Origin of the sequence: Leifsonia sp. NPDC102414, from assembly GCF_044765685.1 — a bacterium.
Taxonomy (GTDB): domain Bacteria; phylum Actinomycetota; class Actinomycetes; order Actinomycetales; family Microbacteriaceae; genus Leifsonia.
Window position 1 is genome coordinate 674,984 of the sequence record NZ_JBIWKN010000001.1, and the last position, 25,411, is coordinate 700,394.

At 66.0% G+C, this 25,411-nt stretch carries 28 protein-coding genes, 2 tRNA genes and 1 pseudogene; 23 read left to right on the plus strand and 8 right to left on the minus strand.

What is annotated here, in order from left to right; genetic code table 11:
- The first annotated feature begins 558 nt into the window (after nucleotides 1–558).
- The 12 genes and pseudogenes from ACIRCZ_RS03130 (at nucleotide 559) to ACIRCZ_RS03185 (ending at nucleotide 8,142) form a co-directional block, all read left to right on the plus strand.
- The gene (locus tag ACIRCZ_RS03130; protein ID WP_402849533.1) at nucleotides 559–792 is read left to right on the plus strand and encodes a hypothetical protein; all 234 of its coding nucleotides are present in this window, start codon (nucleotides 559–561) and stop codon (nucleotides 790–792) included.
- 10 nt (nucleotides 793–802) lie between these two features.
- Nucleotides 803–1,237, plus strand: a complete 435-nt coding sequence (locus ACIRCZ_RS03135; RefSeq protein ID WP_402849536.1) for a hypothetical protein — start codon at nucleotides 803–805, stop codon at nucleotides 1,235–1,237.
- Between the two features lie 65 nt (nucleotides 1,238–1,302).
- A complete protein-coding gene (locus tag ACIRCZ_RS03140) occupies nucleotides 1,303–1,809 on the plus strand; it encodes a hypothetical protein (protein WP_402849539.1) in 507 nt (168 codons plus the stop codon).
- A 327-nt stretch (nucleotides 1,810–2,136) separates the two neighbouring features.
- A complete protein-coding gene (locus ACIRCZ_RS03145; RefSeq protein ID WP_402849542.1) occupies nucleotides 2,137–2,349 on the plus strand; it encodes an excisionase family DNA-binding protein in 213 nt (70 codons plus the stop codon).
- 10 nt (nucleotides 2,350–2,359) lie between these two features.
- A complete protein-coding gene (locus ACIRCZ_RS03150; protein WP_402849545.1) occupies nucleotides 2,360–4,414 on the plus strand; it encodes an AAA family ATPase in 2,055 nt (684 codons plus the stop codon).
- A gap of 353 nt (nucleotides 4,415–4,767) precedes the next feature.
- Nucleotides 4,768–4,878, plus strand: a pseudogene (locus ACIRCZ_RS03155) (hypothetical protein); the annotation flags it as partial.
- 51 nt (nucleotides 4,879–4,929) lie between these two features.
- Nucleotides 4,930–5,460, plus strand: a complete 531-nt coding sequence (locus tag ACIRCZ_RS03160) for a hypothetical protein (RefSeq protein WP_402851710.1) — start codon at nucleotides 4,930–4,932, stop codon at nucleotides 5,458–5,460.
- A 181-nt stretch (nucleotides 5,461–5,641) separates the two neighbouring features.
- Nucleotides 5,642–6,271, plus strand: a complete 630-nt coding sequence (locus tag ACIRCZ_RS03165) for a recombinase family protein (RefSeq protein WP_402849548.1) — start codon at nucleotides 5,642–5,644, stop codon at nucleotides 6,269–6,271.
- A 26-nt stretch (nucleotides 6,272–6,297) separates the two neighbouring features.
- Nucleotides 6,298–6,531, plus strand: coding sequence for a hypothetical protein (locus tag ACIRCZ_RS03170; protein ID WP_402849551.1), 234 nt, complete (start codon nucleotides 6,298–6,300; stop codon nucleotides 6,529–6,531).
- A gap of 2 nt (nucleotides 6,532–6,533) precedes the next feature.
- Entirely contained in the window at nucleotides 6,534–6,767 is a 234-nt protein-coding gene (locus ACIRCZ_RS03175) for a hypothetical protein (protein ID WP_402849554.1), read from the plus strand.
- A complete protein-coding gene (locus ACIRCZ_RS03180; protein ID WP_402849557.1) occupies nucleotides 6,764–7,000 on the plus strand; it encodes a hypothetical protein in 237 nt (78 codons plus the stop codon). The genes ACIRCZ_RS03175 and ACIRCZ_RS03180 overlap by 4 nt, the downstream gene beginning before the upstream one ends.
- 47 nt (nucleotides 7,001–7,047) lie before the next feature.
- Complete coding sequence (locus tag ACIRCZ_RS03185; protein ID WP_402849560.1) at nucleotides 7,048–8,142, plus strand: tyrosine-type recombinase/integrase; 1,095 nt, start codon at nucleotides 7,048–7,050, stop codon at nucleotides 8,140–8,142.
- A 49-nt stretch (nucleotides 8,143–8,191) separates the two neighbouring features.
- Here ACIRCZ_RS03185 and ACIRCZ_RS03190 read toward each other — a convergent pair whose 3' ends face one another.
- The 3 genes from ACIRCZ_RS03190 to ACIRCZ_RS03200 form a co-directional block, all read right to left on the minus strand.
- Nucleotides 8,192–8,722 (minus strand): Pycsar system effector family protein, encoded by a 531-nt coding sequence (locus ACIRCZ_RS03190; protein ID WP_402849563.1) that lies wholly within the window; start codon nucleotides 8,720–8,722, stop codon nucleotides 8,192–8,194.
- Nucleotides 8,719–9,672 (minus strand): hypothetical protein, encoded by a 954-nt coding sequence (locus ACIRCZ_RS03195; protein WP_402849566.1) that lies wholly within the window; start codon nucleotides 9,670–9,672, stop codon nucleotides 8,719–8,721. The genes ACIRCZ_RS03190 and ACIRCZ_RS03195 overlap by 4 nt, the downstream gene beginning before the upstream one ends.
- Before the next feature lie 159 nt (nucleotides 9,673–9,831).
- A tRNA-Gly gene (locus tag ACIRCZ_RS03200) sits at nucleotides 9,832–9,902 on the minus strand.
- A gap of 199 nt (nucleotides 9,903–10,101) precedes the next feature.
- Between ACIRCZ_RS03200 and ACIRCZ_RS03205 the strand changes: the two genes are divergently transcribed.
- From ACIRCZ_RS03205 to clpX, 8 genes are all read left to right on the plus strand, one after another.
- Nucleotides 10,102–10,179, plus strand: a tRNA-Pro gene (locus ACIRCZ_RS03205).
- A 49-nt stretch (nucleotides 10,180–10,228) separates the two neighbouring features.
- Nucleotides 10,229–11,644, plus strand: coding sequence for a trigger factor (gene tig, locus ACIRCZ_RS03210; protein ID WP_402849569.1), 1,416 nt, complete (start codon nucleotides 10,229–10,231; stop codon nucleotides 11,642–11,644).
- A 114-nt stretch (nucleotides 11,645–11,758) separates the two neighbouring features.
- The gene (locus tag ACIRCZ_RS03215; protein WP_402849572.1) at nucleotides 11,759–12,244 is read left to right on the plus strand and encodes a tetratricopeptide repeat protein; all 486 of its coding nucleotides are present in this window, start codon (nucleotides 11,759–11,761) and stop codon (nucleotides 12,242–12,244) included.
- A 160-nt stretch (nucleotides 12,245–12,404) separates the two neighbouring features.
- Entirely contained in the window at nucleotides 12,405–13,316 is a 912-nt protein-coding gene (locus tag ACIRCZ_RS03220) for an EamA family transporter (RefSeq protein WP_402849575.1), read from the plus strand.
- Between the two features lie 140 nt (nucleotides 13,317–13,456).
- Nucleotides 13,457–14,047, plus strand: coding sequence for an ATP-dependent Clp protease proteolytic subunit (locus tag ACIRCZ_RS03225; protein ID WP_055893424.1), 591 nt, complete (start codon nucleotides 13,457–13,459; stop codon nucleotides 14,045–14,047).
- 25 nt (nucleotides 14,048–14,072) lie between these two features.
- Nucleotides 14,073–14,741: an ATP-dependent Clp protease proteolytic subunit gene (locus ACIRCZ_RS03230; RefSeq protein ID WP_055893428.1), complete on the plus strand. Its 669-nt coding sequence runs from the start codon at nucleotides 14,073–14,075 to the stop codon at nucleotides 14,739–14,741.
- Nucleotides 14,742–14,764: 23 nt separating this feature from the next.
- Nucleotides 14,765–15,514, plus strand: coding sequence for an AAA family ATPase (locus ACIRCZ_RS03235; protein WP_402849579.1), 750 nt, complete (start codon nucleotides 14,765–14,767; stop codon nucleotides 15,512–15,514).
- 109 nt (nucleotides 15,515–15,623) lie between these two features.
- On the plus strand, nucleotides 15,624–16,898 hold the full coding sequence (gene clpX, locus ACIRCZ_RS03240; protein ID WP_402849582.1) for an ATP-dependent Clp protease ATP-binding subunit ClpX: 1,275 nt from the start codon (nucleotides 15,624–15,626) through the stop codon (nucleotides 16,896–16,898).
- A 194-nt stretch (nucleotides 16,899–17,092) separates the two neighbouring features.
- On the opposite strand, the gene ACIRCZ_RS03245 is transcribed toward clpX, so the two are convergent.
- Complete coding sequence (locus ACIRCZ_RS03245; RefSeq protein ID WP_402849584.1) at nucleotides 17,093–19,129, minus strand: M3 family metallopeptidase; 2,037 nt, start codon at nucleotides 19,127–19,129, stop codon at nucleotides 17,093–17,095.
- A gap of 121 nt (nucleotides 19,130–19,250) precedes the next feature.
- On the opposite strand from ACIRCZ_RS03245, the gene ACIRCZ_RS03250 reads away from it, so the two are divergent.
- Genes ACIRCZ_RS03250 through ACIRCZ_RS03260 form a run of 3 tightly spaced genes read left to right on the plus strand, consistent with a single transcriptional unit; the run spans nucleotide 19,251 to nucleotide 21,390 of the window.
- A complete protein-coding gene (locus ACIRCZ_RS03250) occupies nucleotides 19,251–19,916 on the plus strand; it encodes an ArsR/SmtB family transcription factor (protein WP_402849587.1) in 666 nt (221 codons plus the stop codon).
- A complete protein-coding gene (locus ACIRCZ_RS03255; RefSeq protein ID WP_402849590.1) occupies nucleotides 19,913–21,190 on the plus strand; it encodes an MFS transporter in 1,278 nt (425 codons plus the stop codon). The genes ACIRCZ_RS03250 and ACIRCZ_RS03255 overlap by 4 nt, the downstream gene beginning before the upstream one ends.
- Entirely contained in the window at nucleotides 21,187–21,390 is a 204-nt protein-coding gene (locus tag ACIRCZ_RS03260) for a hypothetical protein (RefSeq protein WP_402849593.1), read from the plus strand. The genes ACIRCZ_RS03255 and ACIRCZ_RS03260 overlap by 4 nt, the downstream gene beginning before the upstream one ends.
- 54 nt (nucleotides 21,391–21,444) lie before the next feature.
- Here ACIRCZ_RS03260 and ACIRCZ_RS03265 read toward each other — a convergent pair whose 3' ends face one another.
- The 4 genes from ACIRCZ_RS03265 to valS all read right to left on the minus strand — a co-directional run bounded on the left by ACIRCZ_RS03265 (nucleotide 21,445) and on the right by valS (nucleotide 25,344).
- The gene (locus tag ACIRCZ_RS03265) at nucleotides 21,445–21,714 is read right to left on the minus strand and encodes a hypothetical protein (protein WP_055893442.1); all 270 of its coding nucleotides are present in this window, start codon (nucleotides 21,712–21,714) and stop codon (nucleotides 21,445–21,447) included.
- Nucleotides 21,714–22,178 carry a GNAT family N-acetyltransferase gene (locus ACIRCZ_RS03270; protein ID WP_402849597.1) on the minus strand — a complete coding sequence of 155 codons (465 nt, stop codon included), beginning with the start codon at nucleotides 22,176–22,178 and terminating at the stop codon, nucleotides 21,714–21,716. The genes ACIRCZ_RS03265 and ACIRCZ_RS03270 overlap by 1 nt, the downstream gene beginning before the upstream one ends.
- Nucleotides 22,179–22,291: 113 nt before the next feature.
- Nucleotides 22,292–22,738 (minus strand): GNAT family N-acetyltransferase, encoded by a 447-nt coding sequence (locus ACIRCZ_RS03275; protein ID WP_402849600.1) that lies wholly within the window; start codon nucleotides 22,736–22,738, stop codon nucleotides 22,292–22,294.
- Nucleotides 22,735–25,344 carry a valine--tRNA ligase gene (gene valS, locus ACIRCZ_RS03280; protein WP_402849603.1) on the minus strand — a complete coding sequence of 870 codons (2,610 nt, stop codon included), beginning with the start codon at nucleotides 25,342–25,344 and terminating at the stop codon, nucleotides 22,735–22,737. Before valS ends, ACIRCZ_RS03275 begins: the two co-directional genes overlap by 4 nt.
- Nucleotides 25,345–25,411 lie beyond the last annotated feature (67 nt).

Here is a 25,411-nt window from a genome sequence, read left to right on the forward strand (position 1 = left end):
CGAATCGCTCGCGCATTCTCCTGCGCGGTCAACGGTCGTTTGCGACCGTTAGGAAGGATTCGGGAGTCTCGCGGGAGTCCGTACTCAGAGTAGGTCGCCGTATCGGGGCTGTTGTTGGGCATTCGAATAGTCCTTTCGTCCCGTTCAACCTTCGCTAATCCCGAGCCTTGCGCGCTCGATTTTGCTGGACCGACGAGTGCAGAAACCTAAACGTCAATGTGCAGCGCGTATCTCGGATTCTGAGAGACGAGCCGGCCAGCGGCGCGAACCATTCCACGCGTAGAATTCATTTAGCTAACATATGAGAGGCGAGCAAATGAAGTCACGCGGTCAACCCAATCTCGGCAACTCGGTCGATCTCAGAATCGGGATTAGTCCCGGTCTGGACGACGCACTGAACCGGCTTGTCGCGGTCAGCGGGGTGTCGAAAGCAGCCATTGTCCGTGATGCGCTCGTGCGCCATCTCTCGGCGCACGGCGTAGTGCCGCCGTCCGCGTTGCTTGACGTCACGCCCACCCTGACTCGTCGGCCTTCCGAAAGAGCTGAAAGGAACTAACCATGCCAAAGGAAATCCAGTTGCCGCCCTATCCCGCGTCCGGCGGTCCCGCAATCGCAAACCAGACAGACACCTATCGAGGGCGGTACCGGCAGCGCATCTCCGACATCCACGCGGAGCTCGCGGCTTGTGAGGCAGCATTCGAACGCGCCCTCGCGCAAGCCGACGCAGCCGAGATCACCCGCGGACGCATCGACAACCTGGCCGCGCGCGCCAAGCGCAACGCCCGCCGATAGGAGCATGGCCATGACCGAGTACCAGCCCAACCCGAACGACGTGCGCATTGCCGTGCGGCTGCGGACGTACCCCAACACGGCCACCGAAGCAGAGACGGTGTCAGCTATCGACCGCTCTGTGTTCGACCGGGTCCGCACGCACGAACAGAGCCTTGTAGCGGAAGCGCAGGCTGCGCGCGCGGAGGCCAAAATCGACGAGGATGCGGCGGCAGAAATCGCAAGCGCGCTCCGCCGCGAAGTGCTCTACGAGCTTGACCGACCCAAGGTGGACCTGGAAGCGCTTGCTTCTCGGTACAAAGAGCTCCGCTCTGAAGGCGAAAAGGCGATCCGGGCATTGGAGAAGGCCGAAGCAGACGAGGCCTATCGACAGCCGAAGCTCGCTGCTCCCTACGAGGACCTTGTTGCGCTCTGGGACAAGTGGAAGATCGTCCGGCCCACCATCTAACAACGTCGAGAGGCCCACACACCCGGCATACGCGCGTGGGCCTCTCCGTAACGAAGGAGTACAACATGTTCCCTGACAAAAACGCTACGCCAACTGCGCAGTCGGGCGTTCGCTTGCCCGATCGATTGTCCGCACTGGCTGCTAAGCCTAGGGAGCGGATACGGCTTCCTGAGCCTCGCGCATGCCCCACGCGATTCCTCTCGCCGGTCGAACGAGCAACGGTACAAGTCACGTTCGACAGCGATCACACTTTCCCCAACAACGTGCTCGGCGAAGCAGCAATCCGCTTGTGGATTCTCGAACTCCGCGGGCTGCTACCGCATCTCTCCGGCCACTACGTCGCGCAGAGCCTGCAGTACGTGTTCTACGGGTCGCATCCCTCCGGGCACCGCCTTGCGCGCCGCGGATGGGTGATGCTGGGCGCGCTCGACGCGGCCGACATAGGAGTCGAGGTTTGGATCTCAGCAGAGCCGACCGACGACGCGCCGCGTCACTTCCGAAGAATGCGGATGCACACCCGGCTCGCGGAGCTGTCCGACGGCTCCGAGCGGCGCCAACGCTCTCCGAGGTAGACTTACCACGGACCAGGGAGCGCCATGCGCGTCCCGAATCTAGTGCAGTACCCCGCTGTTCCGAAGGCCATGCAGTGTCATGAGAACCGGAGGACGAATAGCGGCCAGCCCTTCGAGTAATCGAAGGTAGCGAAGAAGCAGTCAGAGGGCCGAGGCTATCGGCTCCCGAGTGAGTACGACTCGCGGGAGACGCCTCGTAAGACCAAGCTGTGAACGTCTGGTCGAGCAACGGGAACCCAACCGACAAACATCTGTCGAGTTCGGTTCCTTGCTCGGCATTTGTCGTTTAAGGGACCCTTCTCGACTCTCCGGGAAGAGGAACCCATAATGTCCATCAACATCACACCTCGCAAATGGTTCACGTACGAAGAAGCCGCGGCCTATCTCGGGATGTCAGTCCGACAGGTGGAACGCGCGAAGTCATCAGGGAAACTCGGCGCAACCAAGCTCGGCGGTCTGCACGTGCGCTTCTCGCAGGCGCAGCTAGACGCCTACGTCGAGGCCTGCACCATCGCTCCCGCTGCCAACGCCACTAAGTAGGCGCAGCACAGTGGCTACACACGACTGGACTCCGCCAACTCACGCGGAAAGACTTCTCGCCGATGCAACGGGAGCAGTCCGCGTTAGTGAGACGCAGTGGTCAGACGGTCACTGCCCGAATCCCAACCACGACGACGCAACTCCGTCTTTCGGCTTCACCCGAGGAACGAAGCGCCCCATCGTTGTCAACTGCTTCGGCTGCGACGACTGGGAGGGCCTGACCGAGGGGCTACGGGGCATCGGCCTCAATCCACGCCAAGTGTCGCGTCGTCGCTCTGGCCCGTCCGCGCGCATCGTGAAGCGTGTACGCGGTCCTGAGGCCGTCGTGCAGGGCCTCGCCGACCAGGCTAAGCCGCAGAGGTGGCACAAAGCTCTCCTAGCAGGCCAATTTCCAGACGAACTTGTGTATCTCCAAGAGCATCGCGGCCTCTCGCTCGACACCATCGAACGCTTCACCATCGGCCACGACGGCACTCGGATCACGATTCCAGTCCGCATCGACGGGACAATTGTGAACATCCGTCGGTACGACGCGTCCGCCTCCAAGAACAAGATGCTGAACGAGATAGGTCATGGCACCAACACCCTCGCGTTCACCGAGGTGCTGAGCGGGAACGATCTGCCGGTCATCGTCGCCGAAGGCGAGTGGGATGCCTTGCTGGTCAACCAGATGGGGATCGGTGGGTTCGTCGCCGTTACTGGTACCGCCGGAGCAAAGAGCGTCCCCAAGGATCTCTCTGCTCTGGCTGGACGTGAAGTCTTCATCGGCTTCGACACCGACGACTCTGGCGTTGAAGGCGCGCAGAAGTGGGTCGAGCAGCTTCGACAGAGCGCGTCGGCTGTGCGAATTTTCGACCTTACCGAGTTGGGTATGCCGTTCGGCGACAAGTCGATGAAGGACTGGACCGACTACTTCCAACTTGGTGGCGGGACGGCACAGCGCGTAGTCGTAGAAATGGATCGGCTACGCCGAGGGGACGGGAAGCGTGAGCGATTCCAAGTCGTCTCCGCGGCCGAATTGGCCGAGCCTGTGGCGCCGATGGACTGGCTCGTGAAGGGGGTGTGGGCGCTCGACTCCTTCGGGACGCTCGCGGGCGAGAAGAAGACCCTCAAGACGTACACCTTGTTGGCGTTGGCGTTGGCGGTCGCTAGTGGCGAGCCCTTCCTCGGCCAATTCGAAGTGCCGAAGGCGCGGCCTGTCTTGATGTATCTAGGCGAAGGCGGCCAGGCTCCAACGATACGTCGCCTCCAACGGATGGCGAGTGCGATGGACGTCAGCCTCGCAAGGCTCCCGCTGCGGATGGTGTTCGACTCAGGCGACCTCACCGGAGACGACTTCCTCGAATCTTTGACTGCGGCGGTGCGGGTCGAGAAGCCGGGTCTCATCGTCATCGACCCGCTTTACGCGTTCCATCCTCCGGGCATCGAGGCGCAGAACATGTACGACCGGGGCGCGATGCTCGCAGAAGTTCATGCAAGCATGCCTCCCGGCGTCGCATTCATCCTCGCTGATCACTTCCGCAAGACGGGCGGCAAGGACCTCGACCTCGACTCCATCGCACAGTCCGGCATGGGCGTCTGGGCTGACAGCTGGATCCTTCAGAATCACGCCTCTCCTCCTCGGGTGGACGAGGGTGAGTTCTCCATCGGCATTCAGTTCGGCTCACGACAGTGGGGCGGCCAGCAGTACGTCGTGGATTGGTCGGTGGGTCGCTTCGACCCCGATACAGGAGAGCACCTCGGCGACATCTCCGTTGCGGTTCGGTCAGTCGGCTGGGGCGAAAAGGCGCAGTCGTCGGCTCGTACTGACGCCATCGGCGCTCACATCCTGACTTTGTTGGAGCAGGAGCCTTTGGAGCACACCCAGACCGGAGCGCGGGAAGTCGTGAAGAAGCTCGCGAAGGTGGGCGAGGCTCATTTCAAGGCTGTCTGGGACGAGCTGGTCGAGGACGGACGGATTGTGTCGGAGAGGGCGCTCGGTTCCGACGGCAGAACCCGCCTCCGCTGGCGCGTCTCGACGGACCCTCGACCCAAGCTTTCGGTTTCGGGCGGTGATGCTCGATGAACGGCATTCCGCCTCGGACCGGAGGTGACCTGATTTCGGCCCGTCCAACCCGCCTCGGGTCCAAGGCGGATACGAGGCGGGTTGCCCGAAAGGAATCCCGGTGCCCCTTACGCCGTCTGAGATTTCAAGTCGCCTCGTATCAGCCTCGCCTCCAAGGCGACTTGCCCAGCCGGGAACAGCCCAGGGGCGAGGCCGGGAGGGTCAACCCGACCCGCCTCCGTCCCTTAGGGAGGCGGGTCCGATTGAAAGATGCCCGGAGCACCCACATAAGCCCCCAGCCGGGCGACCGTCTGTTCTTGGTCGTGTCGAGAGTTGCCCGGCTGGGTTCAACGAGAAGAACTGGAGAGTTTGAGATGGCTACGAAGACAGACCCCGTGCATTCGGGTACCCGATGCAGTGCGAGACGGAAGAACGGCGAGCCCTGCCGGAACTGGGCGATTCTCGGTGCGAGTGTGTGCCGGATGCACGGCGGGTCTGCCCCGCAGGTACGCCGCGCAGCACAGGTGCGGTTGGCGATGGCGACCGAGTCGCTGGTGGAGCGTCTGCTGGGGATGGCCGCGTCGGGAGACGTGCCCGCCGCAGTACAGCTCGCTGCGATCCGCGACGCCCTCGACCGGGCCAACGTCGTAGGCACCCAGCAGCTCCAGGTTGAGGTTGGAGTGTCGCAGTGGGACCAGATGAAGGCGAAGTTCGTCCGCACTGTGCACATCGGCGAGCTGGAGGCCAAGGCCCTGGAAACAGTAGTCGACGCTGAGCTGATCGAGGAAGACCCCGAGCACGAGGCAAGGTTGGACGAGCAGATGCGCGAGAACGAACAGCGTCGGCAGCGTCGGAAGCGGAACGGACATCCTGCTTCGCTTCCTTCCGAAGATCCCGCAACGGCACCGGCTAAGCACGGGCAGACATCCGAGGCCGAGCGCGCGGACTTCGCTGTTGAACCGCCCACGCGGAAGACGGATGCGGATTGGCGGGCGGAGGGGTTCGCCAGAGCACGCCGGGGTGATGGCGACGGACTCCGCCCGCTCGGACGCGTGAAGCGGCGGTGAACTCATGCCTACCGCTCACAGGGAGCCTGAAATGCGGCGAGTTGGCCCCGGATCAGTAGACGTGCCTGACCGACCGATTTTGGACGCGTTACGCGGAGGAATCTGGGGGCATGTAGCCAAAGCGTCCGGTTTGGCGTTCGATTCACTCTCACGTCAGTACGCCGAACGAGAGGAACACGACGTGAACAGAGTGATCGGATATACCCGAGTCTCCACCGAGGAACAAGGCAGAAGCGGCCTCGGTCTGGATGCCCAACGCGCCGCTATCGAAGCCCACGCCACCGCGAAGGGCTGGGAGGTGGTCTGGCTCACCGACGAGGGCAAGTCTGCCAAGTCGCTCGACCGGCCTGCGCTCCAGACCGCGCTCTCCACGTTGAAGCGCGGTCAGGCCGAGGCGATCGTCGTCGCCAAGCTCGACCGGCTTTCACGTTCAATGCAGGACTTCTCCTCTCTGTTCGCCAGAGCGAAGAAGGAGCACTGGTCGCTCATCGCCATCGACCTCGGTGTCGACACGACAACCGCGACAGGGAAGCTCGTCGCCAACGTCATGGGATCGGTCGCGGAGTGGGAGCGGGAGATCATCGGCGAGCGAACGTCCGCAGCGCTCAAGGCCGCACAAGCCCGCGGCATCAAGGTCGGCCGTCCGCGCGCGTTGTCTCGCGACGCGGAGACGCGGCTCTACGAGCTACGTGCGCACGGCCTCTCCTTCGCCAAGGTCGCCACCCAGCTCAACGCCGAACGCGTCGAGACAGCACACGGCGGCACCTGGCACGCCTCCACAGTCGCCCGCATCCTCAACCGCGCCGCCTAACACCCCGAACCCGAAAGGCACCACGCATGTCCAACCTCATCAGCATCCCCATCGCAGACCTCGCCGTCGGCGACGTCATCGACTCGCGCAGACGACCCATCGGCCCCGTTCGCCCCGCCACCGTCACTCGACTGCAGCGTCTCCGCCACGGACTAACCCGCGTCTGGGTAAAGCCGCACGCCTCGCGCTGGTCCGTCACGAGCGAGTCCAACTTCGGCACCTATGCCCCGGCCGACATCGTCAAGAAGGTAGGTGAGTAGGCGTGGCCGAGCACCTGAGCGTCGGCCACCTGCGTGGCATCCTCGACCTGCTCTCCGACAACGTCGAGGTCCGAATCGCAGTCAGCCCGACCGACCCCGCCGCATACACAGTGGGCGAGCCGGCCATCACCGGCGACTACGAGAGCGGCACCGTCGTCCTCACCCTGCCCGCAGCCGACCCGAACGGCTCCGTCTCCGCGGACGCAGCCGAGCAGATGGGGTGGACCGCGCCATGAGCCAGATCAACTACACACCCAAGACGAAGTCCGTCCCTGCGTCGAGCATCCGACCTGGACACATCGTGATGGAGAGCTACCAGCACCCAGCAGTCGTCACGCGCATCTCAGCCCGCGGCCAGAGCGTGCACATCTGGGCGCGCTACCAGTGGCAGGCATCTCGCGATCCGGAATGGCTGCTCGGCAGCTTTCTGACCACCGACACCGTACACAAAGCAGTGGAGAAGCGCTGATGGCACACGTAAGAGAGGTAGCCCGGAAGAGCGGCAGAGCCTGGGAGGTGCGTTGGGTCGACGCTGGGCGGGAACGTCAAAAGACCTTCACCGTCAAGCGCGACGCCGAGCGCCACGCGTTCACGGTGGAGAACTCGAAAGCCACCGGAGTGCCAACCGCCGAATTGGCCGGACGTAGCGAGAAGTTCGAAGCTGTGGTGACGGCCTCGCTGGACGCTAGCCGACCGAGGCTGAAGGCGGGCACGATCGTGCAGTACGAGAACCTTTACGCGACGCGGATTCTGCCAACGTTCGGCGCCAAGCGCATCTCAGCGATCACGAGCCAAGAGGTGCAGGGATGGGTGAGCGGGCTTGTCGCGGCGGGTAAGGCACCGAACACGGTCCACAATCACTACGTCGCGCTGAACAAGGTGTTCCGGTATGCGGTCCGCCATCGCCTCATCTCGCATAACCCCTGCGACGCCGTGGAGCTCCCGAAGAACGTGCACAAAGAGACGTTCGCGCCTGTCTTCCTTTCGAAGCCGCAGATGGATGCTCTCGCCGCAGCGCTCGACAACGTTGAGCCTTATGGGCTGCTGGTGCGGTTCTGTGCGCTCACCGGTTTGCGCGCCGCCGAGGTGCAGGGCCTGCGGGTACGGGACGTGGTGCTCGATGCGACTGGCGCGCACGTGGAGGTCCGCCAGACCATCAAACGGATTGGGGGAGCGTGGACGGTCGGTACGCCGAAGTCGAAGCGCAGCAACCGCGACGTGCCGCTGCTGGATCGGTCGCTGATCGCGGAGCTGAAGATATTCCTGTTGACGCACCCGCGCTCCGGCGACCCGGACGCGCTGTTCTGGCCGTCTCGAAGCAACGGCTCTCGTCGGCTCGACTTCTCCCGCAACATCGACTGCGGATCGGTCTTGCAGTACTACATGCGTCCGCTGCTACCGGGGCTCGGGTTACCGCCGCGGATGCGCTGGCACGACCTCTGCCACACCTACGCGAGCCTGATGCTCGCCGCGGGCATCCCGCCGTACAAGCTCAGCCGGTGGATGGGCCACGCCTCGCTCGTCACGACGGACACGGTGTACTCGCACCTTTATCCCACCGACTACAGCGCAGAGATCGCGCAGTTCGAGGCGTTCGCTGCGACCATGTAATCGCGAGTTGTCAAGTTATCTTCCGGTCGAGTACGAAGTCAGGGCCGGCTCACGAGCCCGGATGAGCCAAGAAGCCGATCAGCACAGCCGCCGTGCAGAGCACTCCACATGCGCCGAACATCCAAAGCCCGAATTGAATGCCGCGGTACTTGCGATCGACGATGCTCGAAACAATTACCACCTGGTCGAGCACCCGAGCGTCCGAAGCCTTCGCTGTGGCGATGAGTCGTTCCTTCAGCTCGCTTGGCAGAGTGTTCACGACATCGCCGAAGTACGTCACCACAGCTGGTGCTCGCTGCCCACGGTACTTGGTGCGTGGATAGACCGCGGTAGCGAGTGAAAACAGCCCAGCGCAACCCGAAGCTGCTCCGATCCACCAGAGCCATTGCACGCAGGAAGGCAGCTTTGCAGGTGTCCAATCGCCCGCGATGAATGCGGCCAACAGCGCGCCGACGATTACGCCCGCGGCAGCCAAGAGAAGGGCTGCTTTGTTGTCCGCCCTCGAAAGCTCTTCGCGAGCCTCGCGCAGGATCGCCTCCGCGACTTCGATGTGCCCGTCGACACTGGTCCGCTTCCTCACTTCGACTGAGCCTTAAGCAGCGCAGCAGAATCGCTCGCAACCCGCTGTCGCTCGGTTTCACGTGTCTTGCGGGCCGCAATAAGGTCCGTGCTTCCCGACGCCAACAGATTTCGCTTGCTTCGTTCGTCGACGGCCACATCCTCCCGAAAGGTCTGGCCGTCGAGGATTGCATTGAGGAATGGCTCACCGTGAGTTAGGCACCAGCCGCTCCTGAGCGCTTGGCCGAAGCGCTCGTCATCGGGGATCTTGTTAAGCTCGATGCTCTCCCACAGCAGGCTCGGCGTTCCGCCCGGAATACCGCTGTCGCACCCGCACGAGAATGCGAGAAATTCATTGTCGCCGATCGCGTCCCACACGCTTCCAGTGACGAAGATGTGCTTCGGGTCAGCCTGTTGGGCGGCCTTTGCAGCGTAGTTGACCGCGCGGCCAGCCCATACCGGCTCCTGAAGGTCTAAGTGCCGAGCGAGCCCAACCCGTTTCGCAAGGATCGGGCCACTCGCGACTCCCAATTTGAAGCCGGTTGAGGGCGCCCCTTTCCACTTGGCCTCAAGTTGCTCCGTGAAGTCGTCCGAGAAGGTTCGAATCGTTATTGCGCTTCCCATCGCACGCTCGTAACGCGAGTCTCCCCAAAATAGGCCGAAGCCGCCATCCCCCTGGATATCCACGAAGTCAGCACCGAGTTGTTCAAGTACCTTCACAGCGCCTCCTACGGCCGCGTCGTAGATGCTCGCCGTGCTCGCGGGCGTGCGTCCCCGCTCGAGGTTTGTCGAGGACTTCAGGTCGAACACGACGGCCACCACGTCACTGAGACGGTGCCATCGTGCCGCGTCCACGGGAAGATTGCCTACGTCAAACGACGAGTCCTTTTCAACAACCTCAGGTTGCTTTTCGAGTTTGGTCTTGGTGCGCTGCTTCAGTGTTGAGAGCAGGTCGTATAGTTCAAGCCCCATGCTGAGAGTCCCTTCGAATTGTCCAAAGGATATCCGCCGCTAGCATCCGATGCGCGCGGCGACGTTTCGGTGATCACCCGAAGGCTGCGCGGGGTTTTGACGGGGATCGCGTTCCGGAGCGTTTCGCTCGACGGGCCGCTCGCCCAGTGCTTGTAACAGAGGGGATGACGGGAATCGAACCCGCGTAATCAGTTTGGAAGACTGAGGCTCTACCATTGAGCTACATCCCCGTTCCCATCTCGCGATGGGCACCAGGACATCGTAGTACAGGTTCAGGCCCGGTTCCGACCGCCACGCCAGCGCACGCGGTGACCACGGTGGCGGCGCGCGGCGATGTACGCGCGTGCAGTAGACTCGTGCGTGGTCTTTCGCCCCCGACGGGTTTGCTCGTGTCGGGGTAGCGGACCGGGCGGGTTGTGGTTAGTAACCCGGGGCGTAGCTCAGCTTGGCTAGAGCGCCCGCTTTGGGAGCGGGAGGTCGCAGGTTCGAATCCTGTCGCCCCGACCAGTCATGTACGACGAGACCATCGTTTCAATAATCAGGAGAAGCCAACAACGTGAAGACCACGGTCGAAAAGCTGAGCCCCACTCGCACCAAGCTCACCATCTCGGTGACGCCGGAGGAGCTCAAGCCGTCTATCAAGCACGCTTACGAGCACATCGCTGAGCAGGTCAACATCCCGGGCTTCCGCAAGGGCAAGGTTCCGCCGGCGATCATCGACCAGCGGGTCGGCAAGGCCGCCGTCCTGGAGCACGCCGTCAACGAGGGGCTCGACGGGTTCTACCGTCAGGCCGTCGACGAGAACGACGTCCGTCCGCTCGGACGCCCGGAGGCCGACATCACCGAGTGGCCCAACGAGAAGGACTTCTCCGGCGACCTGCTGCTCACCATCGAGGTGGATGTGCGCCCCGAGATCGAGCTGCCGCCGTACAACGACCTGAAGATCACCGTCGACGCCGCAGACATCTCCGACGCGGACGTCGACCAGGAGCTCGACAGCCTGCGCAGCCGCTTCGGCACGCTCGTCACCGTCGACCGCCCGGCCAAGAAGGGCGACTTCGCGCAGATCGACCTCGTCGCCGTCATCGGTGACGAAGAGGTCGACACTGCCAACAGCATCTCCTACGAGATCGGTTCCGGCGAGCTCATCGAGGGCATCGACGAGGCACTCGACACGCTCACCGCCGGTGAGACCACCACGTTCGAGGCTCCGCTCATGGGCGGAGACCACGAGGGCGAGAACGCGCAGATCACCGTGACGCTCACCGCCGTCAAGGAGCGCGAGCTTCCCGAGGCGGACGACGACTTCGCGCAGATCGCCAGCGAGTTCGACACGATCGCCGAGCTGCGCGAGAGCGTGCGCGAGCAGGTCGAGCGCTCGAAGACCTTCGGTCAGGGCACCGCTGCACGCGACCAGCTGCTCGAGCAGCTGCTCGGCTCCGTCGAGATCCCCGTCCCGACCCAGCTCGTCGAGGACGAGGTGCACCGTCACCTCGAGCAGGAAAACCGCCTCGAGGACGACGTGCACCGCGCAGAGGTCGCCGAGTCCAGCGAGAAGACCTTCCGCACCCAGATCCTCCTCGACGAGATCGCCCGCGTCGAAGACGTCAAGGTCAACCAGGACGAGCTGAGCCAGTACCTCATCCAGGGTGCCGCCCAGTACGGCATGGACCCGAACGAGTTCGTGAAGATCCTCAGCGAGAACGGCCAGATCCCGTCGATGGTCGGAGAGGTCGCCCGTAACAAGGCCCTCACGATCGTCCTCAGCCGCGCCGAGGTCGTCGACTCCAACGGCAAGAAGGTCGACCTCAGCGAGTTCACCATCACGCCGGACGACGACGAGGCAGAGGGCGAAACCCCTGCGGCTGACGAGACCGCAGACGAGGCTCCCGCCGCCGACGAGGCGCCGGCCGAAGAGAAGCCCAAGAAGAAGGCCGCTCCCAAGAAGAAGGCCGCTTCCGAGAAGAAGTAGCACCACACGCGAAGGCCGGGCACGCACAGCGCCCGGCCTTTCGCGTACCCGCGACCGCGCGACCGAGCGACCGAGCGCGGCCGTGACGACGCCACGGCGGACGGAGGAGGAGCGATGGACGACTGGCAGCAGAGGATCGACGCCGTGTGGGATGCGGCGGCCGCCACCTCCGAGGAGGAGACCGTCGCGCGCATCGACGCACTCGTCTCCGAGCGTCCGGCTGACGACCCCTCCGCGCTCTTCGAAGCGGCAGGCGCACGCGACTACGCAGGCCGCGAGGCCGACGCGGAGCCGCTCTACCGCGCAGCCATCGCCGGGGGCCTCGCAGACCCGCAGCGCGCGCAGGCGGTCATCCAGCTCGCCAGCACCCTCCGCAACCTCGGCAGGCCGGGGGAGAGCGTGGAGCTGCTGCATGCGGAACTGACCGCGCACCCGGAGCACGAACTGGCGGATGCGGCACGCGCGTTCCTCGCGCTCGCTCTGCACGACCTCGGCAGGCACGCCGCTGCCGTGGCGACCGCGGTCGGTGCCCTCGCGCCGCACCTCCCGCTGTACCGACGCGCGGTCGCCAACTATGCGCACGAGCTCACCACCCGGTAGCGTTGACCTCGACAGTGCCTAGGGTTCCGTTCCCCGGAAGAGTTCGCGGGAGGTCTGGTCCGAGCGGCACCACGGCGGCGCACAGCGTCGCCGTCATCTGACAGGACAAAAGCCCGGAGGATCCCTTCGTCGTGCCATCGCGGCGAACGAAAGGATCCTCGTGTCACCCGTCGCCCTGTCCCTCGTCGTGATCGCCGCGTTCGCGCACGCCACCTGGAATCTCGCCTCCAAACGGGCGAGCGCCAGCGGGCTGCCGTTCATCCTGCTCGGCGCCATCGCATCCACGGTGCTGTGGCTGCCGATCGCGGGCGTCGACCTCGCGATCAACGGTGCCGACCTCCGCTGGATGCTGCTCGGCTCCGGCGTGTCGGCGGTCATCCACGTGGGGTACATGTGGGTGCTGCAGCGCGGGTACGCGCACGGCGACATCTCCGTGGTGTACCCGATGGCGCGGGGAACGGGGCCGCTGCTGTCCGTCGTGTTCGCGATCGTGCTGTTCCACGAGCATCCATCTGCACTCGCGCTGGCGGGGGCGGCCGTCGTGGTGGCGGGCATCGTCGGCATCGGGCTCAGCACGGGACGGCCAGGCCAGCCCGGGATGCGCGGGCTCGACCAGCCCGGGATGCGGCGAGCCGGGATCCACCGGATGCTCGGCCCCGGAATCCTCTACGGCCTGCTCACCGGCGTCACCATCGCCGTCTACACGCTGTGGGACGCGTTCACGGTCAACGACCTCGGCGTCTCTCCCGTCGCGTTCATGGTGGGATGCAGTCTCGGCGAGGTGGTGCTGCTCGCTCCCGTGCTCGTGCGGCGACGCGCGGAGGTCGTCGCGGTGTGGCGGCGGTTTCGGTGGCAGGTGGTGATCGTAGGGGTGCTGTCCCCGTTGTCCTACATCCTGGTGCTGAGCGCCGTGCAGCTCGCCCCTGTCTCGCTCGTCGCCCCCGCGCGTGAGCTGAGCGTGGTGCTGGTGAGCCTGGCCGGGTGGCTGATCCTGCGCGAGCCGAAGCCGGCGCAGCGGATGGCGGGAGCCGTCGTGGTACTCGGCGGGGTCGCGATGCTCGCCCTGAGCTGATCGCCCAGAGCTGACCGCCCCGCGCGGAGCAGGCGCGCCGCCGAACGCGCCACGCTCGTCTGCCCACGGCGAACAGGCCGGAAATGCGTCACGGGCTCCGATAGATTCATGTTCGAAGCGACAAGGAAATGGAGCGACACATGGCCGACATGGGCATGCAACCCAGTGTTTTTGACCGACTGCTGAAGGACCGCATCATCTGGCTCGGGTCCGAGGTCCGGGATGAGAACGCGAACGAGATCGCCGCAAAGCTGCTTCTCCTCGCCGCGGAGGACGCGCAGCGCGACATCTACCTCTACATCAACTCGCCAGGCGGGTCGATCACGGCCGGCATGGCCATCTACGACACCATGCAGTTCGTGCCGAACGACATCGTCACGGTCGGCATCGGCATGGCGGCCTCGATGGGGCAGCTGCTCCTCACGGCCGGTACCAAGGGCAAGCGGTACATCACCCCGAACGCACGCGTCCTGCTGCACCAGCCGCACGGCGGCTTCGGCGGCACCGCGAGCGACATCCAGACTCAGGCGCAGCTCATCCTCGACATGAAGAAACGCCTCGCAGAGATCACGGCGGCCCAGACGGGCAAGAGCGTCGAGCAGATCAACGCGGACGGTGACCGCGACCGCTGGTTCACCGCGCAGGAGGCCCTCGAGTACGGCTTCGTCGACCACATCCGTGAGACGGCGACCGAGGTCGTCGGCGGCGGCGGAACCGCGGACGAGAAGTAAGACCTCGGAAGGAATAGGAATCGACATGAACATCCCCAACTTCGGCGGTCAAGCGTTCAACGGGGTCCAGGCTCCCGGCTCGCGCTACATCCTCCCGAGCTTCGAAGAGCGTACGGCATACGGCTACAAGCGCCAGGACCCGTACGCCAAGCTGTTCGAGGACCGCATCATCTTCCTCGGCGTGCAGGTGGACGACGCTTCGGCAGACGACATCATGGCCCAGCTCCTCGTGCTCGAGAGCCAGGACCCGGACCGCGACATCGTCATGTACATCAACTCGCCAGGTGGCTCGTTCACCGCGATGACGGCGATCTACGACACGATGCAGTACATCCGCCCGCAGATCCAGACGGTCGTGCTCGGGCAGGCGGCATCCGCCGCCGCCGTGCTGACGGCGGCCGGCAGCCCCGGCAAGCGTCTCGCCCTGCCGAACGCCCGCATCCTCATCCACCAGCCCGCCGTCGGCGAGGCAGGCCAGGGGCAGGCGTCCGACATCGAGATCCAGGCCAACGAGATCATGCGGATGCGCACCTGGCTCGAGGAGACGCTCGCGCGCCACTCGAACCGCTCGCAGGAGCAGGTCAACAAGGACATCGACCGCGACAAGATCCTGTCGGCGGCCGAGGCCCTGGAGTACGGCCTGATCGACCAGGTGCTGACGAGCCGCAAGACGCTCCCGGCGCTGGTCAAGTAAGAAAGCATCCCGAGCCTGCTGCGATGAACGAACGGGGCGATCGTCTGGACGACAGTCGCCCCGTTCGTCGCGTCAGGGCGTATGCGGACGCAGCGTACGATCCTGATGTGTGGCCGGCGAACATCCCCGCCGTCGCGCAGCTGCTCCGCACGGGGCTCGAACTCGCGCAGGGCGTGACGTTCCTGGTGGGGGAGAACGGCAGCGGCAAGTCCACCATCGTGGAGGGCATCGCGACCGCGTACGGCCTGCCGCCGGAGGGCGGGAGCAACCAGGGGTCGCACTCCACGCGCCCGAGCGAGTCTCCGCTCGGGGAGTGGCTGATGGTGGAGCGCAGCCCGTCCGCTCCGCGCTGGGGATTCTTCCTGCGCGCGGAGACCATGCACGGCTACTACTCCTACCTCGAAGCGCTGCCGGGCAGCCCGGACAGGCACCTGCACTCGCTGAGCCACGGAGAGTCGTTCAACGACCTGCTGGAGAACAAGCTCAACCACCCGCAGTACGTCGCAGGGCTGGTGTGCCTCGACGAGCCGGAGGCGGCGCTGTCGTTCGAGTCGTCGCTGCGCTGGCTGGCGAACCTGAACGAGATGGTCGACCGCGGCACGCAGGTGCTGTGTGCGACGCACTCGCCGATCCTCGCCGCGCTGCCGGGGGCGCGCATCCTGGAAGTTGGCGAGTGGGGCATCAGGAAGACCACCTGGGAGAGGCTGGGGATCGTGCAGCACTGGCGGTCGTTCCTCGACGCGCCAGGGCGCTATTTCCGCCATCTGCTGTAAGCAGAACGGATGCGCGTGGCGCGCGTGACCAAATGCGGCCAGGTGCGCGCCAATGTCGCTTCCACAGGTTAGGCTCGACGGGAAAGACCTTGAGAAGGAGGGGAGAGGGATGGCACGCATCGGGGAAAGCGCCGATCTGCTCAAGTGTTCCTTCTGTGGCAAGAGCCAGAAGCAGGTCCAGCAACTGATCGCCGGACCGGGCGTGTACATCTGCGACGAGTGCGTCGAGCTGTGCAACGAGATCATCGAAGAGCGACTCGCCGAAGCAGGCGAAGAGGCGGCGGGCGAGTTCGACCTGCCGAAGCCCAAGGAGATCTTCGGGTTCCTCGAGGAGTACGTCATCGGCCAGGAGGCCGCGAAGCGCGCACTGGCGGTGGCTGTCTACAACCACTACAAGCGCGTTCGCGCCAAGGGGTCGATCACCTCGGCGGATGCGATGGACGACGTCGAGATCGCGAAGAGCAACATCCTGCTGATCGGCCCGACGGGCTGCGGCAAGACGTACCTGGCCCAGACGCTGGCGAAGCGGCTCAACGTTCCGTTCGCCGTCGCAGACGCGACAGCCCTCACCGAGGCGGGCTACGTCGGCGAGGACGTCGAGAACATCCTGCTGAAGCTCATCCAGGCCGCGGACTACGACGTCAAGCGGGCTGAGACCGGCATCATCTACATCGACGAGGTCGACAAGATCGCCCGCAAGGCCGAGAACCCGTCGATCACGCGCGACGTGTCGGGCGAGGGCGTGCAGCAGGCGCTGCTCAAGATCCTCGAGGGCACGGTGGCCTCCGTCCCGCCGCAGGGTGGACGCAAGCACCCGCATCAGGAGTTCATCCAGATCGACACCACGAACGTACTGTTCATCGTGGCCGGAGCATTCGCCGGACTGGAAGACATCATCTCCCAGCGTGCAGGCAAGAAGGGCATCGGCTTCGGCGCCCCGCTGCACTCGAAGGGCGACGACGTCAACCTGTTCAGCGAGGTGTTGCCGGAAGACCTGCACAAGTTCGGGCTCATCCCGGAGTTCATCGGCCGTCTGCCCGTCGTGACCACGGTCACGCCGCTCGACCAGGACGCGCTGATGCAGATCCTCACGGTGCCGAAGAACGCGCTCGTACGGCAGTACCAGCGCATGTTCGAACTCGACGGAGTGCAGCTCGACTTCGAGCAGCCGGCCCTCGAAGCGATCGCCGACCTCGCGGTGCTCCGCAAGACGGGCGCCCGCGGACTGCGCGCGATCATGGAAGAGGTCCTCGGGCCGATCATGTTCGAGGTGCCTTCCAGCGCAGAGGTCGCACGCGTGGTCGTCACCCGTGAGGCAGTGCTCGAGAACGCCGCGCCGACGATCGTCCCGCACCGCCCGCGGCGCGAGGAGAAGTCGGCGTAGCCGCCTGCGACTAACCGTAGAGAGCCGCCCCCGTCACCACGGGGGCGGTTCCGTTTGTACGGAGAGGTCGCGGACACGCCGTGACGAACGTCCGTTCGGACGGAGGAACCGGCCGTGTCGCGCCGAAGATCCGTCCGAACGGAGAAGCCGGCGGCGTGGTGCGCCGGGTCTCCGTCCGGACGGATGGTGCGCGCTCAGCCGGCGAGACCGCGCCGTTCCAGCAGCGGCTCGATGACGGCGTCTCGGCCGCGGAAGTCGCGGTAGGCCTCCAGCGGGTCCTTCGAGCCGCCGACGCCGAGCAGACGCTGACGGAAGCGGTCGCCGTTGTCGCGGGTCAGGCCGCCGTTCTCGGTGAACCAGGCGACCGTGTCCGCATCCAGCACCTCGCTCCAGATGTAGGAGTAGTACCCGGCGTCGTAGCCGCCAGAGAAGGTGTGCGCGAAGTACGTGCTCGCGTACCGTGGCGGCACGGCCGGGTTGGCGAGGCCGGCGGCCGCGAGGGCCTGCGCCTCGAACGCGGCGACGTCGTCGACCGTGTCGTCGGCGGTGATCGCGTGCCAGGCCTGGTCGAGCATGGCGGCGGCGAGGTACTCGCTGGTCTGGAAGCCCTCGTTGAACGCCTCCGACTCGTGCAGCTTGTCGACGAGCTCCCCCGGCATCCGCTCGCCGGTGACGTTGTGCACGGCGTAGTTCTCGAGGATCTCCGGCCAGAGCATCCACATCTCGTTGACCTGGCTGGGGAACTCGACGAAGTCGCGGTACACGTTGGTGCCGGCGAACTTCGGGTATGTGACGCGCGCGAACAGTCCGTGCAGGGCGTGGCCGAACTCGTGGAACAGCGTGTTCGTCTCGTCGTAGCTGAGCAGGGTCGGCTCGCCGGCCGCCGGCTTCGGCACGTTCAGGTTGTTGACGACGATCGTCGGGTATTCGAGCAGCGCCGACTGGGAGATCAGCGGGTTCATCCACGCCCCTCCGCGCTTGGAGTCGCGCGTGTAGAGGTCGAGGATGTAGAGGCCGAGCTCTGAGCCGTCCTCGTTGCGCACCTCGAAGACGCGCGCCTCCGGGTGGTACGCGACCAGGTCAGGCCGCTCTTCGAAGGTGATGCCGTAGAGCTTCGTCGCCGCGAAGAAGACGCCGTCGCGCAAGACGCGCTCCGCCTCGAAGTACGGGCGCATGGCCGCGACGTCGATGTCGTACGTCGCCTGGCGCACCTTCTCGGTGTAGTAGGCCCAGTCCCAGGCGGCAAGCTCTCCGCCGTCGCCGAGCTGCTGCTGCAGGGCGGCCTGCTCGGCGAGCGCGTTGCGCGCGGCGGCGGGGGCCAGCCGGCCGAGCATGGCGGCGACGGCCTCCGGCGTCTTGGCCGTCTGGTCGGCCGTGACGTACGCGGCGTGCGTCTCGAAACCGAGCAGCCTGGCACGCTCGGCGCGCAGCCGGGTGATGTCGAGCACGAGCTGCCGGTTGTCGTTCTCGCCGCCCCGGATGCCCCGGGAACGGGATGCGGCCATGATGCGCTCGCGCACGTCGCGATTCGTCAGCCCGGCGAGGAACGGATGCCCGGTGGGGAGCACCAGCGTGACGACGTACTTGCCGTCCAGGCCGCGCTCCTTCGCCGCCTCCGCCGCCGCCGAGATCGCGCCGTCGCCGAGCCCGTCGAGGCCGGAGACATCGTCGAAGACCACGGCGAGGTCGTTGGTGTCTGCGAGCAGGTTCTTCTCGAACCGGGTGGTGAGCGTGGAGAGCTGCTGATTGTAAGCGCGCAGCTTCTCCTTGTTCTCGTCACTGAGCCCCGCGCCTGCGAGCGTGAACTCGTCGTAGTAGCGCTCGACCAGGTAGCGGGACTCCGCGTCGAGGTCCAGCGCATCCAGGCTGTCATGGATGGCCTTGATCCGGCCGTAGAGCACCGGGTCGAGTCGGATAGCGTCCTGGTGCGCGGCCAGCAGGGGAGCGATCTCCTCCTCGAGCGCGTTGGTGAAGTCGCTGGAGTCCGACGAGCTCTTGTTGAAGAAGACCTCGGCGACGCGCTGCAGGGTCTGGCCAGACCGCTCCAACGGGATCACGGTGTTCTCGAAGGTGGGCTCTGCAGTGGATGCGGTGATCGCCGCCACCTCGGCCAGCTGCTCCTCGAAGCCCCTGTCGAAGGCGGGCCGGTAGTGCTCGTCGCGGATGTCTGCGAACGGCGGCAATTGGTACGGGAGGGTGCTGGGGGAGAAGAACGGGTTCGTGTCTGCCATTGATCCAGCCTAGGGCCGTCGCCGTCCAGCGTGCAAAGGACTCTATGCAAATGAATCCTTGCAAAATACTGATTGCAAAGAAGTGCTTGCAAAGAACTCTTTGCATTGCTAATCTCTGAGCATGGCCACCGACGAAGACAACGCAGCCCAGCAGACGGAGAAGCCCCCGGCGATCTCCCACCCCATGCACGACGCGCTGGGCATGGAGGCGCTGCGGGCGCTCGCGCATCCCCTGCGGGTCGAGATCATGAACGAGCTCTCCGACTTCGGCCCCGCCACGGCGAGCGGTCTCGCCGAGCGGCTTGGGGAGTCCAGCGGCTCCACCAGCTACCACCTGCGCCAGCTCGCCAAGCACAACATCATCGTGGAGGACGCCGAGAAGGGGTCCGGCCGCGAACGCTGGTGGAAGATGGCGCCGGGCGGCGTCACCATCGGCTCGCTCGAGACCCTGGCCACCCCGGCCGGACGCGAGGCCAACGAGCTGATCTCGCGCGAGTGGCAGCAGAACAACGAACGCCGCCTTACCGCTTTCCTGCGCCGCGGCCTCGACGTCTACGGCAGCGAGTGGATGCAGGCCAGCACCCTCTCCACCTCTCACCTCCAGCTCACCATCGACCAGCTCGCCGAGTTCGGCCGCGAGTACTACGCCATGCAGACCAGGTTGCGCGAGAAGTGGCGCGCGGCCGACGGCTGTGACACCAGCGGCGGCGGAGAGAGCCCGGAGGGCAGCCTGCGCGTCCAGGTGCAGTTCAACGCGTTCCCGCTCGTGGAGGCGAGCGAGCGATGAGCACCGCGACGGCGCAGAAGGTCGCGCGCACGCCGATGAGCGCCGGGTTCAACCGGCTCTGGACGGCGGCCATCGCGAGCAACCTCGCCGACGGCATCGGCCGCACGGCGGTGCCGCTGATCGCGACGACGCTCACCCGCGACCCCGCCCTCATCGCCGGGCTCAGCGCCGTGACGTTCCTGCCCTGGCTGCTGTTCGGCATCCCGGCCGGGATGCTCCTCGACCGGGTGGACAGGCGGATCGCGATGGCGGTCGCCAACTCGCTGCGGTTCGCGGTCGCCGCGCTGCTCGCCGTACTCATCTCCACGGACGCGCTGACGATATGGCTGCTCTACGGCTGCGTGCTGCTGTTCGGGCTGGGGGAGACGGTCTTCGACAACGCGACCACCACGGTCGTCCCGAGCCTGGTCACCCGTGATCAGCTCGACAGGGCGAACGGCAGGATGCAGTCGGCGGAGATCGTCGTGCAGAACTTCATCGCGACGCCGATCGCCGGGTTCCTGTTCGCGGCCGCCATCGTGCTGCCGGTCTGGCTCACCGGAGGCGGGTTCCTGATCGCCGGTCTGCTGGCGCTCACGATCCCCGCCGCAGCGGCCAGCGCGTACCGGAAAGGCGCAGCGGTCGACGGCGAGGCCGCTCAGGACCGTCCGACCTTCCGCGCCGTCGTCTCGTTCCTCGTGCACCACCGCTTCCTGCGGACGATGATCATCCTCACCTCGATCACCGCCTCAGCCCTCGCGTTCGCGCAGGGCAGCGTCGTGCTGCTTCTGCTCCAGACCTTCTCCGTCCCCGCCGCGCTCATCGGCGTCGTGACGGCGGCGGTCGGCGTCGGCGCCCTGGTCGGCGCACTCATCTCCAGCCGCCTGGTCGAACGGTTCGGCCGGGGCCGGGTGATGTTCTGCTCGATGCTCGTCAGCGGCGCGGGGGTCCTCTGCGTCGGCGTGACGGGGAACGTGGTCTTCGCCATCAGCTCGTACGCGGTCGGCGCCTTCGGCGTGGCCGTCTGGAACGTGCCGTGGGGTGCGCTGCGTCAGGCGATCGTGCCGAACGACATGCTCGGTCGCGCGATGGGGATCGTGCGCACCATCGGCTGGGGTCTCACCCCGATCGCCACGGTGCTGGGCGGCTTCGTCGCCCGCATCGACCTGCGCCTGCCGTTCGTCATCGGCGGCATCGTCGTCGTCGCACTGACGCTCATCGCGGTGCGACTCCTGCTCTCCGCCGGCACGCACGTGCCGGCGACCGAAACAGCAACGGAAGGAACCGGATCATGACCGCCTTCGCAGTCACCGTCCCCAGCATCCACCAGGCCACCTGGACCCAGCGCACCGCGATCAGGTTCGGCAGTGCCATCGCCGCGTGGGGGGTGCGCAGCGCGATGCTCCGCACGGCTCCGCACTACGCCGATCAGCTCGCAGCGGTCGAGCGCACGCGCGACTCCGCCGCTCGCGACCTGCCGCAGCTTCTGCGCTGACGCGCCGACAGTGCTCACACGGACCAGGCACGACGCCAGCCGAGCCGGGCGGGTTCAGCCTTCGAGGTCGAACTCGTCTGGTTCCTGCTGGACAGGCTGGGTGATCGTCGCCGAGTCCTCCTGCCGGTTGAACCGGATGACCGTGCCGTCGTCGAGTTCGACGACAGGGTTGCCCTCCAGCCAGGTGAGCGTCCACTTCCAGCCGTCGGTGGCCACATCGGTCGCCACGAGCTCCTCCTCGACCGTGCTGATCGCGTACGCGACCACCTCGGGGAGGGTGCTCGGGGCGTCGTCTCCCACCGACCAGCGCGTGCCGAGCTGCATCAGGCGCTCGCTTGGTTCGCGAGAAGGTCGATCTCGTATGTGACCCAGGAGGTGCGGGTCGCGACGGAGTCGTACACCTGCTGCGCCTCGGTGTTGTCGCGCGCGGTGATCCACTGCACGACGCCGAGGCCGCGCTCCTGAGCGCGGTCGCGCGTCGCCGCGATGAGCGAGCGGCCGACGCCCTTTCCTCGCTGGTCCTCCGACACGAACAGGTCGTCGAGGAACAGGCCGCGGTCGCCCTCCAGCGGGCGGGCGAACTCGCGCATGTGCGCCAGCCCGACGATGCGGCCGTCGTCCACGGCGACCAGCCCGTCCTCCTCGTGGTCGGGAGCGGTCAGCCAGGACCAGAGCAGAAGAGCCTTCTGATCGGTGAGCGTGGTCTCGTAGAACGCCGCGTACTTCTCGTACAGGTCCAGCCAGGCGAAGAAATCGCCGTCTGCGACCGGTCGGATCTCAATCGACATGGGTGCCTCCGTTCGCCTTCCCCGCACGGCTGTGTCTCAGTGCGTGTTTCGACCTTATCGCGCGCATCCCGAGCGGTCGATGCCGTCGGGGGTCCGGGATGCGCACGAGTGCTTCACGGTACGAGGTCGTACGTGACCCACTTGGTCTTCTCTGCGACGCGATCGTAGACGCGCCGAGCCGTCTCGTTGTCTTTGGCGGTGATCCACCGAACGACGGACAGTCCCTGTTCGCGAGCGCGGTCGCGCAACGCTTCGAGGAGCGCTGTTCCCGCGCCGTCTCCGCGCGCGTCCTTCGCCACGAACAGGTCGTCGAGGTAGAGGCCGCGGCTGCCGTCGAGGGGCCGGACGAACTCGCGCACGTGCGCCAGCCCGATCGGGGTGCCGTCGTCGTTCACGGCGAAATACGCCTCCAGCTCGTTGTCTGCATCGGTGATCCAGCTCCACACCAGCAGAGCCTTCTCATCCGTCAGCGGCTGCTCGTAGAACTCGCCGTACCCCGCATAGAGGTCGAGCCAGGTGAAGAACTCGTTGTCTTCCACACTCCGGACCGTCACGGTCATCGTTCCTCCTCGCTCGGGGCCTGGGCCAGCAGGATATCGGTCACTGATAGTTCATCGGCTGCTGCGAAACGCAGTTCGGCGATCTTGCCCACCGAACGCAGGTCGCCCGCCGCGCTCTCGATGGCGGCGATCTCGGTCTCCGGACCCGCGATGACGGCCGAATCGACGGCCGTGCGCTGGGAGGCTTTGGCCGTGGTCTTGGCACCGCGGATCGCGGTCAGCGCGCGGCCGACGATGCCGAGGACGGCGGCGTCCGCGCTCCAGTCTCCTGCGACCTCCGAGACGACCGGCCACGCGGCGGTGTGGACGGAGCCGTCGTTGAACCAGCTCCAGGCCTCCTCCGTCGCGAACGGCACCACCGGTGCGAACAGGCGCAGGAACGCCGACAGGGCGATGCGGAGGGCGACGACCGCAGAGGTCTGCTCCGCGCTCGGCTCGCCGTATGCGCGCTCCTTGACCAGCTCGAGGTAGTCGTCGCAGAACGTCCAGAAGTACGTCTCCGCGATTTCCAGGGCGCGCGCGTGGTCATAGCCGTCGAGCGCAGTGGTGGCGTCGGAGACGACCGTCGACAGGTTCTGGAGCATGCTCCGGTCGAGCGGGCTGGTGACGAGCGCGATGTCGTCGGCGCCCGTCGCCTCGAAGCCCAGGATGAACTTCGCCGCGTTCAGGATCTTGATGGCCAGACGGCGGCCGATCTTGATCTGCGTCGGGTTCTGCGGGTCGAAGGCGGCGTCCGTGCCGAGCCGCGACGACGCAGCCCAGTAGCGCACAGCATCCGACCCGTGCTTCTCCAGGATGTCGGCGGGGGTGACGACGTTGCCCTTGGACTTGGACATCTTCTTGCGGTCGGGGTCGACGATGAAGCCGGAGAGCGCGGTGTGCGCCCACGGCGCTACCTGGTTCTCCAGCTCGGAGCGCAGCATGGTGGAGAACAGCCAGGTGCGGATGATGTCCTGACCCTGCGGGCGCAGGTCGAACGGGTACACCGCATCGAAGAGCGCGTCGTCCCGCTTCCAGCCTCCGGCCAGCTGCGGCGTGAGCGAGGACGTCATCCAGGTGTCCATCACGTCGTGCTCGCCGACGAAGCCGCCCGGCTGGTTGCGCTGCGCCTCGTCGAAGCCGGGGGCCGCATCCGAGGACGGGTCGACAGGAAGCTGGTCGTGCGCGGGGAGGATCGGCTCGTCGAACACCGGGTTGCCGTCCGCGTCGAGCGGGTACCAGACCGGGATGGGGACGCCGAAGAAGCGCTGGCGCGAGATGAGCCAGTCGCCGGTGAGGCCGCCGACCCAGTTCTCGTAACGCACGCGCATGAAGTCGGGATGCCAGTCGATGCTCTGGCCGAGCTCGATCAGCCGGGCGCGCAGCACCTCGTCGCGGGCGCCGTTCTTCACGTACCACTGACGGGTCGAGACGATCTCGAGCGGCTTGTCGCCCTTCTCGAAGAACTTGACGGGGTGCTGGATGGGCTTGGGGTCGCCATCCAGGTCGCCGGATGCGCGGAGCAGGTCGACGACGGCCTGCTTGGCCGAAAAGACGGTCTTGCCTGCCAGCTCGGCGTACGCTGCCTTGCCTGCCTCGCTCTCGATGGCGAGCGGCGCCTCCGACACGATGCGGCCGTCGAAGCCGATGATCGCGCGGTTCGGCAGGTCGAGCTCGCGCCACCAGGTGACGTCGGTGATGTCGCCGAAGGTGCAGATCATGGCGATGCCGGAGCCCTTGTCCGGCTGCGCGAGGTGGTGCGCGAGCACGGGGACCTCGACGCCGAACACCGGCGTGGTGACGGTCGTGCCGAACAGCGGCTTGTATCGCTCGTCATCCGGATGCGCGACCAGTGCGACGCACGCCGGCAGCAGTTCCGGCCTGGTGGTCTCGATCCAGATCGGCCCGTCCGCGCCGTGGAAGGACACGCGGTGGTACGCGCTCGGCTGGTCGCGGTCCTCCAGCTCTGCCTGGGCGACGGCGGTGCGGAACGTGATGTCCCACAGCGTCGGCGCCATCGCCTGGTACGCCTCGCCGCGCTCGATGTTGCGCAGGAAGGCGAGCTGGGAGGTGAACAGCGCCTCCTGGCCGATGGTGCGGTAGGTCTGGCTCCAATCGACCGAGAGGCCGAGCGAGCGCCAGAGCGCCTCGAACTGCTTCTCGTCCTCGACGGTCAGCCGCTCGCACAGCTCGATGAAGTTGCGGCGCGAGATCGGCTTCTGGTCTGCCGCCTTGCTGCTCTTGTTGTCCCCACCCTCGAACGGAGGCACGAAGGCGGCGTCGTACGGCAGGGTCGGGTCGCAGCGGACGCCGTAGTAGTTCTGCACGCGGCGCTCGGTCGGCAGGCCGTTGTCGTCCCAGCCCATCGGGTAGAAGACGTGCTGGCCGCGCATCCGGTGGTAGCGGGCGACGATGTCGGTGTGCGTGTAGCTGAACACGTGACCGATGTGGAGCGATCCGCTGGCGGTGGGCGGTGGCGTGTCGATCGAGTAGATGCACTCGCGGTCGGCGGCGAGGGCCGCATCCCGGGGGAAGAGGTAGGTTCCCGCGGTCTGCCAGTGGGTGCCCCACTTGGCCTCCAGGCCCTCGAGGGCTGGCTTCTCCGGCACCGGGTTGGCGGCGTTCATCGTTCTCCGATTCGCTATATGCGGCACCGTGTCGATGGTGAGGTGCCTGAGTGTGCAGTCCTCCCAG